This window comes from Pontimonas sp., assembly GCF_031581085.1.
Lineage (GTDB): Bacteria > Actinomycetota > Actinomycetes > Actinomycetales > Microbacteriaceae > Pontimonas.
This window is the reverse complement of the sequence record NZ_JAVLBO010000004.1, coordinates 62207-74032: the sequence shown is the minus strand read 5'-3', so window position 1 is coordinate 74032 and position 11826 is coordinate 62207. Positions and strand designations below refer to the sequence as shown.

The following is an 11826-nucleotide window of genomic DNA, read 5'->3' as shown; positions in this document are numbered from 1 at the left end:
CTCCCATGCGTCGTGCCGTGGTGGTGCCCGAGGACTTCACCGATGGCCTCAGCGCGTGACGGGCGCCGGCAAGTCGCCGCCGAAACTGGGGGCGCTTGCTGGGGCTGCGGGCGTGTCAGGAACCAAAGCTTCTACTCCTTCGAGGCTCTCTCCCGGTGTGTGAGCCCCTTCAGTCTCGCTATCGAGAGTGGCAAAACCGGGCAGTGACTCACCCTGAGAGGGCTCCTGCTGAGCCACTACCTGAGCGGTGGCCAGCGCTGCCGTATTGGGATCACCGGGAGCCACGCTCACCAATGAGGTGGAGCCCGCGCGAGCAGCACCGCCGGAGCCCAGCACCTGAGAGTCAGAAAGGCGTAAGTATGCCGGGTCTGCACTATCAACCATGCCCAACGTCACCGCCAACTGGGCGAGAGTCTGGGGATCTTGCATCGCGCCGATTTCTTCGCTGACGATACTCAAGTCACGGTTGCGCTCGGCGAGTTGCCGCTCTAGGTCACGAATTTCGTATGCGCCGCTTCCCAGTGCAATGGACAGTCCCAACTGTCCCATCAGCACCGCAAAGATGCCCGCAAGAGTTCCCAGGACGTAGCGAAGCTTTGGCGGCGATGCCGGGGCAGGCGTGGTCACGCTCTGGAGACGGGGGCGACTAGTGGCACGCTCGGGGGCGTGTGCTGTGGCAGAAACGGCGCTCATCGAACCTGTCCTTCGCGAATTTTTTCGGCGGCGCGAAGCCGGAGGGACCGGCTTCGCGGGTTGTTCTCTGCTTCGTCTGGGCTGGGGCCCTCGGGGGATTTGACCAACCAGCGAAAAGTGGGTTGGTCGGATTCGGGAATCACCGGAAGATCCAATGGAGCCTGGCTGCGGGTGCGGGCATCAATGTCGTGTTTGACCAGGCGGTCCTCGCCAGATTGGTAGGAGAGGACAACGATGCGACCGCCCACACAGAGTGCATCGAGGGCCGCCGGGAGGACAGCGGCCAAACTGTCGAGCTCGTGGTTGACCGCGATCCGCAGGGCTTGGAAGACCCGCTTGGCGTTATGCCCACCGCGGGGGTGGCCACCGAGGGTTGCCCGGTCGATCACGTCCACCAACGCCAGGGTGGTGAGGAGTGGAGTTTCTTGCCTGGCGGTGACGATGGCTTTGGCGTAGCGGGCTGCCAGTGGTTCATCGCCGAAGCGCTGGAAGAGCATCTGCAGCTCTGCGCGCGGAAGCGTGTTCACCAGGTCCGCGGCCGTTGTCGGATCCTCCGGGTTCATCCGCATATCGAGGGCGGCATCGTGGAGGTAACTAAACCCACGCTGCACATCGTCTAGTTGCAATGACGACACCCCCGCATCGAGAAGAAGTGCGTCGACGCAACGACCGGGAAAGTGGGACTCGAGGACCGCGGGAAAGTCGTCGTAGCGGGCGTGGGCGGTGGTGACTCGAGGCCCGAGCGATGCCAGCCGTTCGGAGGCGATGGACAACGCGTCGGCGTCTCGATCAATTCCCAGCAGTTGGGCCTCGGGAAAGGCCTCCAGTATGGCTTTGGCGTGCCCGCCGAGGCCCAGGGTGAGATCGACCACGAGGGCGCCCGGCTGCGACAGCGCAGGGCCGAGAAGTTCTACGGTGCGCTCGAGGGCTACCGGTGTGTGCGTGGGTGTGGCCATCATGAGTGTCCGGGTACTGGCCTGTCGGTCGGATTCCCCTCCGTGGACCTGGGACCGGGGAAGGTGTTCCAGGGCCAACGGGAGGGAGTCGGACCGGCAGATCAGAAGAGTCCTGGAATCACCTCCTCCTCGGTGTCGGAGAAGCCCTGTTCTTTCTCGGAGTAGTAGGTCTCCCAGGCGCCCTGGTCCCAAATTTCGGCTCGGGTTCCCGCGCCAATAACCGTGAGTTCTCGACTGAGCCCCGCGTATTCCCTCAGCGCCGTCGGAATGGTCACCCGGGACTGTTTGTCGGGAATCTCGTCGGAAGCTCCCGAGAGGAAGAGTCGAAGGAAGTCGCGGCCGGACTTGCTCGTCAGGGGCGCTTCGCGGATGCGCTCCACCTGACGGGCAAATTCCTCTTCGGGAAAGACGTAGAGGCACCGTTCTTGTCCTCGGGTGAGGACGACACCGCGGGAGAGTTCTTCGCGGAATTTCGCCGGCAAAATCAGCCGGCCTTTGTCGTCGAGCTTGGGCGCGTAGGTACCCAGTAACATCACGCCCCCTTTCGCCGGCCCGACTGGTGCTTACACCACTTTACTCCATTTCACTCCACTTTGCTCCATTTTGGGCACATTTTTTTCCACTGGCACCCCGAATCCTCCCCCGCCGACAGATCGACCCCGTCAGCGGGGTGAGCCACGGACGCCACAGGGCAATAAAAAAACCGGCCCCGAGGGGCCGGTTAGTGGGTGCGAGAAAGTCTTAGAGCGTATCGCCTCCGCGTCGCTTCTCCCACCGGTCGTTGAGTTGATCCATGAGCGACGTGTGGGGTTTTTTCGGCTTAGCCGAGGGCGAGGAGGGCAGAGTGTCGCCGGGCTTGCCCGGAACGCTCACGGCCACCATCACGCCAGCAAACAACACGACAAATCCAATGATTCCCACGACGGTGGAGTTCGCCTGAACCGCCCAGAGCATCGCAATCAGACCGATGACTCCCACCAGGGTTCCGATACCAATCGCGCGATAGTTGGGCGCACGCCCGCCCAACTGCGAAGTGGACACCACGTCGGCCTCGTTTTGATAGAGGCCACGTTCCATCTCTTCAAGCAGTTTTTGCTCGTGTTCCGATAGCGCCATAACTCTCTTCCTCGAACGGTGTGCACAAAGTCTAAGTCGAAAGCCTGAATATAGGCTAGGGGTGTGTCTGACTCAATGCGGTTCGTTGACATCATCGATTCCCAGCTGCAGAACTTTTTTGATCACAAAGCTGACGAGGTCGCCGAGATTTCTGCCGACCTCGCTCCGCTGATTGATTATTCCCGTTCGCTGCTTCGCGGAGGCAAGCGTTTTCGAGCGCGCTTTTGCTTCTGGGGGTGGCGATCCGTCGCGGGCCTCACCGGGCAACCCCACCCGCAAACCGCAGACCATCCAGCCTTTGAGCTCGCCACAGCGCTGGAAGTCTTCCACGCGGCGGCTCTCGTCCACGACGACATCATGGACCGCTCGGATACCCGGCGAGGCGAGCCCTCGGCCCATCGCCACTTCGAGCACCACCACCGCCAGAGCGGTTTTGGCCTCGACGCTGAACATTACGGTCAGTCAACCGCGCTACTAGTGGGTGATCTCATGTTGGCCTGGAGTTCTGAACTCGTCACCCAGGCCTTGAGCACCGCAACGACTCCGAGCGTGATTTCTGGAACCCGGCGAGAGTTCCACAAAATGTGGAACGAAGTCACCCTTGGGCAGTATCTCGACATCCACGAAGAGTCCGCCTGGCCCACCGTGAGCGATGACGAGCGCTTCCGCCGCGCGATGCGTGTCGTCACGTTCAAGTCCGCGAAATACAGTATGGAAGCCCCACTCCTGCTCGGAGCGTCGATGGCCGACGCTAGCGAAGACCAGCTTCGCCAGCTCACCCAATTTGGCCTGCCCTTAGGGGTGGCGTTCCAACTGCGCGACGACCTGCTCGGGGTTTTTGGCGACCCCGAACAAACCGGCAAACCGGCGGGCGACGATTTACGTGAGGGAAAGCGCACGGTTCTCATCGCGCTCGCCGAAGCAGAAATGTCGGCGGGAGTGAAGGGTATCTTCAACGACATGCTGGGCGACCCGGACGTCACCGACGAACAGATCGCTGTGATGCAGCACACCCTGAGGGACTCCGGAGCCGTCGAGCAGGTCGAATCGATCATCGCCGAATCGGCCGAGCGGGCCCTGGGGGCGTTGGAGACAAAACTCCTCGATCCCGAAGCGGTCGGCGAACTGCGCCAGCTCGCCGACGCCGTCGTCTCTCGCTCCGCGTAAACAGCCCTCAGAGAAACAGCCCTCAGAGAAACAACCCTGAGCGAAACAGCCCTGAGCGAAACAGCCTCTAGAGGGCGAGAGCCTGGGCGATGCGCCGCACTTCGGTCTTGCGCCCTTGGCTGAGCGCCACCGCCGGGCTCACCCCCAAGGCGTCGTTGTCTTCTAGTAACCAGTCGAGCGCGCCCTCTTCACTAAACCCGCCGTCGATGAGAAGCGTCGCGGTGCCAGCGAGGTGGTTAAGCGGCGCGCCCTCGTGAATGAAGACCTCGGGAATGAGCCACTGCCCGTCACGACGCCTGGCGAGTAGGGCGCGGTCCTCGACGAGCCGTCGAAGACGCGATGGGCTTAATCCGAGTTGCTCTGAGACCTGAGCGAAGGTGAGCCATTCGTGGGCTGGGCTGTTTTCCACGTCGCTAGCCTGTCACGTTCGGGCGATTGGAGAAAGACCCGCCTGGCACGGCACCAACTTATGTTACAAACATGTAAACTCACGCCACACCGGTCACATTGATTGACATCTCCCCCGCGCTATGGGAGCCTTCAACAGGGCTAATTGCCCCCTGTCATGCTGTCAACAAGTGAGGTTCTCGTGAGTCAGTCCCCCGAGCACGACCCCACGCTGGGGCGTACTCCTCGCGATGACCACTTTTTCTTCGGCGACCCGCTCGAGCCGCAACACGCGCCGGAAATACTTCGCGGCCTGCGTCCCCGCCACAGCGCGTCATCGTCCGGCGGAGCCCACGGCTCCGAGTGGACTCAGCGCACCATGCGCGGAGGCCTCCCGCTTCTCATGACGGGTAGCCTGGCGGCCGGTGTTGGCGTGACCGACGCCCTGCCCACCCCAATGGACTCGACAGCCGAAAAAGTCCCGGGAGCCAACCAGCCACACCACAGTAAGAACTCGCTTTCAGAAATGATTGCTCAAGCTTTCGTGCCTCTCTCCCAGCGGATCGTCAGCACCGTCGCGCCCTCCATGCCCGATACCTACACGGTGCGCAGCGGCGAAACTCTCACTTCGGTGGCCGAGAAATTTCAGATTCCCACCGCCCTGCTGCTCAGCTTGAACGGGTTGAGTTGGAACTCCATCCTCCACGAGGGCCAAGTCCTTCGCCTCACCATGGCTCCCAGCAAGCAGCGCGGCATGGCTCCTCCTCGGGTCTCGGCAACGGGTTATCAGGTCGAATCGGGAGACACTCTGGCCGGCATCGCCGAGCGGTTGGGAGTCTCTGAGCGGGCGCTGGCCGTGGCCAACGGTCTAGAGCCCGGAGCGACTCTCTCTGCCGGAACACGACTCACCCTGCCCGGCACCCCAGGGGACATGGCCCCCCGGACGGTGGCGAGCACCGCGCCAGCATCTTCCGCCAACGTGGTACTCGCCAGTGTGGCCAACCCAACAGACACTCCCGCAGACACAGCGGCTGCGGCTGACACTGACACTGACACTGCAGACGATGCAGAAGGTGACGATCGAGCCGAGCAGTCAGAATCGGCTGACCCGCAAGAGGTCAACCCCCACCCTCTCGCCGTCGATGTCCTCGACGCGCCAGAACTGCGGCCCGAAAAAAAACCCACCCCCACTCCGCCACCAGCCCCCGTCGACAACACTCCAGAACCGACCGCGCAGTCGGACAAAGATGACCGCGACGACGACACCGATGACGACAGTGATTCGAAGGAATCGTCCGACGAGTCCGCCGACGAATCGTCGGAGAGAAAACCGGTCTCCGGCGCCGTGACACCACTGAACGATGTGCGACGAGGAAACGCCTCGGTCATCGTCCAAGTCGGCAGAGATCTCGGAATACCCGACTACGGCATTGTGATTGCGCTGGCCACCGCCATGCAAGAGTCTTCCCTTCGCAATATCGACTGGGGTGACCGGGATTCGGTGGGCCTCTACCAACAGCGGACCAGCTCTGGCTGGGGAACTGTGGAAGAAATCATGGATCCCGCCTTCGCCTCCAAGGCCTTCTACGGCGGACCGAGCAACCCTAATCCGGGAAGAACCCGAGGCCTCTTGGACTACTCCGGCTGGCAGTCGATGGACCTCACGGTGGCTGCCCAGAAAGTGCAGCGCTCCGCCTACCCTGAGGCTTACGCCAAATGGGAAGCAAGCGCTTGGGCGTGGCTCGAAGAGCTCAGCTAGCGACTACTGGGTGCGCCTGGGCCAGCGGGTGAGCTCGGCCCAATACAATCCGAAGCAATGAATAATGCCGCCGCCGACCCGCTAGTCGGCACCACCATCGATAAGCGATACCTCATCGAGGATCGCGTAGCCCGCGGTGGCATGGCCTCGGTCTACCGAGGTTTGGACTATCGACTCGAGCGCCCGGTTGCGGTCAAAGTCATGCATCCCCACCTCGCTGAAGACGCTCAGTTCACCGCACGGTTTATTCAAGAGGCGCGACAGGCCGCCAGGCTCTCCCACCCCAACATCGTCAACGTGTTCGATCAGGGTCAGGACGGCGACTTGACGTTCATCGTGATGGAATACCTGCCGGGCATCACACTTCGCGAACTGCTCAACGACTTCGGGGTACTCACGTGGGAGCAAACGTTGGACGTCGTCAAAGCCATCCTCCAAGGCTTGGACCTGGCCCACCAGGCGGGAATTGTCCACCGTGACTTGAAGCCCGAAAATATCCTGATGGCCGACGACGGTCGAATCAAAATTGCTGACTTTGGTCTCGCACGAGCAGCGTCACACAACACTCAGACTGGTCAGGCACTGCTGGGCACGGTCGCCTATCTCTCCCCCGAGCTCGTGACGGGCAGTTCCGCCGATGTCCGCAGCGACCTCTACGCGCTGGGAATCATGATGTTTGAAATGCTAACCGGAAAACAACCCTTCACCGGTGACCAGGCGGTCACCATCGCCTACCAACACGCCAACGCCAGCGTTCCCCTGCCCAGCCACATCAACCCGGATGTGCCCGACGAACTCGACGAGATTATCCGCTGGTCGACACTCCGGGAACCCGAGGACCGCCCCGCCCACGCGAGAGCACTGCTCGACCAAATTATTCGCGTCGAACAGGACATTAAAAAGCGGGTAGCTGCCGGCGAGCCCACGCGAGTGATGCCGGCCGCCTCGGATGAGGCTGACGGCACACAGATCCTCACCCGCGCGAACGAGCCGCGGCCCCACCCCGGAGACGATGAACCCACCGAAGTACTCGGTCGAGCGGGTGACGTGTTTGCCGGACTAGAAGTTCCCGACTATGCCGAGGCGAGCTCTACTGACACCCCCGCCCAGGCGGCTTCGAAGCCGCGACGGGGACCTGGCGCAGGCGTCTGGTGGGCTTTTATTCTCAGCGCCTTGGCCACAATCGGCCTCGCCGTGTGGCTTTTTGCGCCACAGGGCCCCACGGTTGTCACTGTGCCGAGTATGACGGGCAGCACCGTCCAGGAAGCCGGGGACGCCTTGCAGGCACTCGGATTGGTCGTATCCGAAGAACTGGACCAAGCGTTCGACGATACGGTGCCTGCCGGTCTCGTCATCACCACCGATCCCGAATCCGGGGTCGACGTGGAAGAAGAGACGATGGTCACCCTCATCATTTCCCAGGGTGTTGAACCCACCGCACTTCCTCCCCTCCTGGGCTTACCCCTGGAGGAATCAGAAACCCGCCTCACCGAGGCCCGCCTCACACTGGGCACGGTGGAGCGCAAATACTCGGATACCGCCCCGAGCGGCGTCATCACCGAAGTCACCAACGACGCGGGTGTCACGATTGCACCGGGGACCGAATTGGACGCGGAAGCCGTCGTGAACCTCGTGACGAGCGCCGGCTCACTACCCGATGTCGAAGGTTTGAGTGTCGAACAAGCACAAGAGGCTCTTCAAGAGGTGGAACTCCAGGGCGTTGTGGGAGGAGACGGCGAATTCTCGGAAACAATCGACGAGGGCCTCGTCATCCAGTACTCCCCCTCCACACACGATGCGGTCGAACCGGGCGACACGGTGACCCTCACAATTTCTCGAGGACCACCGCTGGTCACTATTCCCGACCTGGTGGGCGAGACCATCCAGGATGCCGTTGATGCCCTCGAGGACCTGGGCTTAGAAGCGGACGTCCGCACGGTTTTGCCGGAAGATTCCTGGTCGGATTCGCGCGCGGAAGTGACCAGCGTTGAACCCGCAGAGGGTCAGCAGGTTCCCATCGGCACGACGGTGGCGATTAGAAGCTTCGCCTAGCTGGCTGTGATCGCGAGTTCTTCGGCCACCAAAAACGACAGCTCCAGCGACTGCTGGTGATTGAGCCTCGGATCACACAGCGACTCGTAGCGGGTTTCGAGTCCCAACTCGTCAATCTGCTGGGTGCCCCCCATGCACTCGGTGACGTCGTCTCCGGTCAGCTCGACGTGGAGTCCACCCGGGTGGGATCCCACCTCCCGATGGGCTTCGAAAAACCCTTTCACTTCATCGACGACGTCATCAAACAACCGCGTTTTGAAACCCGTTTGGGTCGTAATGCCGTTTCCGTGCATCGGGTCAGTGATCCAAATGGGCATCGCCTCGCTGTTCTCAGCGGCTTCCAACAGCGGTGGGAGGACGTCACGAATATTGCTGGCGCCCATGCGGGTGATGAAAGTTAGACGCCCGGGAATGCGATCGGGGTCGAGGATGTCGATTAATTTATGCATGTCGTCGACGGTCGTCGACGGCCCCAGCTTCACCCCAATCGGGTTTTGCACCCGGGAGAAGAAGTCCACGTGTGCTCCGTCCAGATCCCGGGTGCGCTCGCCGATCCAGACAAAGTGTGCGGAGGTGTCGTAGGGCAGGCCGGTTCGTGAATCAATGCGAGTCATTGCCCGCTCGTACTCCATCAAAAGACCCTCGTGGCTGGCAAAAAAGTCCACCCGTTTCAGCTCATCAAAGTTCGCCCCGGCCGCTTCCATGAACTTCACGGCTCGGTCAATTTCCCGGGCGAGCCCCTCGTAGCGACGGTTGGCGGGATTTTCCGCGAAGCCCTTATTCCAGCTGTGAACCATGCGAAGGTCCGCGAAACCCCCCTGGGTAAACGCTCGAATGAGATTCAAGGTGGAGGCCGCGGTGTGGTACCCCTCCAGCATCCGCTCGGGCTTGGGCGTGCGAGAGGCCTCGGTAAATTCAAAGCCGTTGACCATGTCTCCGCGGTACGCCGGCAGGGTGACCCCGTCACGCGTCTCTTCGTTACTCGAGCGAGGCTTGGCAAACTGGCCCGCCATACGCCCCATCTTGACCACGGGCAATGAGGCACCGTAGGTCAGAACCACGGCCATCTGCAGGATTGTTTTCACCCGATTTCGAATCTGGTCGGCCGTCGCCCCCGCAAAGGTCTCCGCGCAGTCGCCGCCCTGCAGGACAAACGCTTCCCCTTTGGCAACAGTGGCCAACTGATTTCTCAATAAATCGACTTCACCGGCGAATACCAGCGGGGGAACCCGCATCAAATGCTCTGAGACCGCATCGGCGGCGCGCTGATCGGGCCACGGTGGCTGCTGTTTCACCGGCCGAGTGCGCCAATGGTCCAACCCTTCAATGACTTCAGGGCTCGGCTCCACCACCACTTCAGTGGGGTCGATCATGGTCGAAACGTTCATGGGTCTCGTATTCCTCATCCGCGTAGACAGCCGCTCCAGCCTACTTCAGCCGGGGCATCGACCACTCTCAGCGGGGGTCGGTCTGGTGTCGCACGGTCGTGGCGTAGACGTCGATATATTCTTGCCCGCTCAGCTGATTGATTCGATACATAATCTCGTCGGTGATCGAGCGCAAGACAAAGCGATCACCCTCCATGCCCTCAAAGCGAGAGAAGTCGAGGGGCTCCCCCATGCGCACCGTCACTTTTTTCACCCGGGGAAGTCGCTCCCCCAACGGCATGACCTTGTCTGTTCCGATCACGGCCACCGGGATGACCGGCACGTGGGCCTCGAGGACCATTCTCGCTACCCCGGTGCGACCCCGGTAGAGGCGACCATCCGGTGAGCGGGTCCCCTCCGGGTAGAGGCCGAGGATTCTCCCCTCCGCTAACACCTGCAATCCGGTATTCAGCGACGCTTCCGAGGCTTTACCCCCCGCACGATCGATGGGGAGCTGACCCGAGGCCGTGAAGAACCACTTCACGATTGCCCCGCGCACGCCTTTGCCCGTGAAGTAGTCACTTTTTGCGAGATAACTCATTCTTCTGGGCACCGCGAGTGGCAGAAAAACGCTGTCGACGAAGGAGAGATGGTTGCAGACGATGATGGCGGGACCCTCGCGGGGAATATTGTCCACACCCTCGATATGGGGCCGAAAGACGGTCGAAAAGAGCGGGCCAAGCAGCCCATTTTTCAACCACCAGTAGAACACGGTCACACCCCCGTCAAAGAGCCCAGACTAGTGCTTCAGCGACTGCTCTAGGCGCTCCGCGAGCAACCCGGCCCCGATGATCCCGGCCGCATTACCCAGGTGGGCGGGGACGATCTGGGGGAACGCGGCGCTTCTTCGCCCCTCCAGTGCGTCCGTTGTACCGTGCTGGATCGCCTGGAAGAGCTCCTCACCGAGACGCTCGCTCACACCACCGCCGATCACTGCAATGGAGGGGTCGACCACGGCCTGAATGTGCAGCAGAGCCGCAGTAATCCCTCGGGCCACCTGATTGACCAGTGTGTGCCTCAGCTCCGGGGCATCCCGAAGTGCCCGCTCCAGTTCTTCGGCGGAGTCGAGACGAGTGCCCAACTGCGTACTCGCTGCTCTCAACAGAGCGGTGCCAGACGAGACTGTCTCCACGCACCCGCGCTGTCCGCAGCCGCAGAGCACACCGCCGGGCTGGACGACAATGTGCCCCAGTTCACCGGCCACACCGCGGGCACCCGTAAGCACTTCTCCCTGAAGGACAACAGCACCGCCCACCCCTGTCCCCAGGGTGAGCATCACCATCGAGGATTCCTCGCGCCCAGCACCGAGCGCGTATTCGGCAAAACCTGCCGCGTTTGCGTCATTTTCCAGCACGACGGGCACCTTCAGGCGCTCCTCCAGCTCCAGGCGAAGGGGCCGTTGTTCCCAGGCAATGTTGGGCGAGAGCTCAATGCGCTCGCGCGCCGGGTCGACAAATGCGGCGACGGCGACCCCCACGCGCTCTCGACGGGGGAACTCCTCGGCGAGTGCGACGGTGGCGGCGACAATATCGTCGGGATCCGAGGGTGTCGAGACCTGTCGAATTTCCCCCTCAAGGCCCTCTGGACCGACCAGACCGGCCTTAATGGACGTTCCACCAATATCGATTCCGAGGCTCTGCACCCGCCTTAGTGTAAAGCCTTCCCCGCGCCAAAAAGCATCTCAGGAGCCGTCGCCACCTGCACCCGCCGGGACCCTCCGCGCTGCGCTCCACCGCCCATGCCAAGGCTTGCGCTCTCGGCGAGTCAGGGGTTGGAGAACCATTCCGATTCACGAATCGCCCGCATCGCCTCCCGTTTGATCTCGGGCTCCAACCCTTCGATGTAGAGGTGACCATCGAGGTGATCGCATTCGTGTTGTAGCGCCTGGGCGAGAAGCCCCTCACCGATGAGGACCACCTCTTTGCCGTCCAGGTCGACTCCCCGCACCGTTGCACGCGGGTAGCGAAGACGCGGGAAGCTCAGTCCCGGGACAGAGAGGCAACCCTCATCCACGGTCTCTGGCTCACCCTCCACAGAAACCAACACCGGGTTCAGGACATAGCCAATTTCGGAATCGACGTTGTAGCTAAACGCCCGGAGGCCCACTCCAATTTGGTTAGCGGCGACTCCCGCTCGGCCGGGCTCCTGCACGGTGTCGATCAGGTCATCGACCAGGGCGCGCGTCGCCGGGTGGGCGGGGTCGACCGGGTCGGTAGGACTGCGAAGTATCGGGTCGCCAAATACCCGAATCGGTCGAGAGCTCACCGCA

12 protein-coding genes are annotated in these 11826 nt (G+C 62.0%); 3 read left to right on the top strand and 9 right to left on the bottom strand.

Annotated features, from left to right (window positions below):
- Positions 1-48 precede the first annotated feature (48 nt).
- The 4 genes from RI518_RS02480 to RI518_RS02465 form a co-directional block, all read right to left on the bottom strand.
- Positions 49-693, bottom strand: a complete 645-nt coding sequence (locus RI518_RS02480; RefSeq protein WP_310670956.1) for a hypothetical protein — start codon at positions 691-693, stop codon at positions 49-51.
- Positions 690-1652, bottom strand: a complete 963-nt coding sequence (rsmH, locus tag RI518_RS02475) for a 16S rRNA (cytosine(1402)-N(4))-methyltransferase RsmH (protein ID WP_310670955.1) — start codon at positions 1650-1652, stop codon at positions 690-692. Before rsmH ends, RI518_RS02480 begins: the two co-directional genes overlap by 4 nt.
- Positions 1653-1750: 98 nt before the next feature.
- Complete coding sequence (mraZ, locus tag RI518_RS02470; protein ID WP_310670954.1) at positions 1751-2182, bottom strand: division/cell wall cluster transcriptional repressor MraZ; 432 nt, start codon at positions 2180-2182, stop codon at positions 1751-1753.
- Positions 2183-2390: 208 nt separating this feature from the next.
- Positions 2391-2765 carry a DUF3040 domain-containing protein gene (locus RI518_RS02465; RefSeq protein WP_310670953.1) on the bottom strand — a complete coding sequence of 125 codons (375 nt, stop codon included), beginning with the start codon at positions 2763-2765 and terminating at the stop codon, positions 2391-2393.
- 63 nt (positions 2766-2828) lie between these two features.
- Between RI518_RS02465 and RI518_RS02460 the strand changes: the two genes are divergently transcribed.
- Positions 2829-3932, top strand: coding sequence for a polyprenyl synthetase family protein (locus RI518_RS02460; RefSeq protein WP_310689254.1), 1104 nt, complete (start codon positions 2829-2831; stop codon positions 3930-3932).
- Positions 3933-3999: 67 nt separating this feature from the next.
- Here the strand turns inward: RI518_RS02460 and RI518_RS02455 are convergent, their stop codons facing one another.
- Positions 4000-4341, bottom strand: coding sequence for an Rv2175c family DNA-binding protein (locus RI518_RS02455; RefSeq protein WP_310670950.1), 342 nt, complete (start codon positions 4339-4341; stop codon positions 4000-4002).
- Between the two features lie 180 nt (positions 4342-4521).
- Between RI518_RS02455 and RI518_RS02450 the strand changes: the two genes are divergently transcribed.
- Both RI518_RS02450 and pknB read left to right on the top strand, forming a co-directional pair.
- Positions 4522-6078: a LysM peptidoglycan-binding domain-containing protein gene (locus tag RI518_RS02450; protein WP_310689253.1), complete on the top strand. Its 1557-nt coding sequence runs from the start codon at positions 4522-4524 to the stop codon at positions 6076-6078.
- A gap of 57 nt (positions 6079-6135) precedes the next feature.
- Positions 6136-8130 carry a Stk1 family PASTA domain-containing Ser/Thr kinase gene (gene pknB / locus RI518_RS02445; RefSeq protein WP_310689252.1) on the top strand — a complete coding sequence of 665 codons (1995 nt, stop codon included), beginning with the start codon at positions 6136-6138 and terminating at the stop codon, positions 8128-8130.
- Here pknB and RI518_RS02440 read toward each other — a convergent pair.
- The 4 genes from RI518_RS02440 to RI518_RS02425 all read right to left on the bottom strand — a co-directional run bounded on the left by RI518_RS02440 (position 8127) and on the right by RI518_RS02425 (position 11822).
- Positions 8127-9503, bottom strand: a complete 1377-nt coding sequence (locus RI518_RS02440; RefSeq protein ID WP_310671126.1) for a class II 3-deoxy-7-phosphoheptulonate synthase — start codon at positions 9501-9503, stop codon at positions 8127-8129. The two genes, pknB and RI518_RS02440, sit on opposite strands and share 4 nt — an antisense overlap.
- Before the next feature lie 82 nt (positions 9504-9585).
- The gene (locus RI518_RS02435; RefSeq protein ID WP_310689256.1) at positions 9586-10269 is read right to left on the bottom strand and encodes a lysophospholipid acyltransferase family protein; all 684 of its coding nucleotides are present in this window, start codon (positions 10267-10269) and stop codon (positions 9586-9588) included.
- A gap of 27 nt (positions 10270-10296) precedes the next feature.
- The gene (locus tag RI518_RS02430; protein WP_310689251.1) at positions 10297-11199 is read right to left on the bottom strand and encodes an ROK family protein; all 903 of its coding nucleotides are present in this window, start codon (positions 11197-11199) and stop codon (positions 10297-10299) included.
- A 122-nt stretch (positions 11200-11321) separates the two neighbouring features.
- Entirely contained in the window at positions 11322-11822 is a 501-nt protein-coding gene (locus RI518_RS02425; protein ID WP_310670946.1) for a peptide deformylase, read from the bottom strand.
- Positions 11823-11826: the final 4 nt, after the last annotated feature.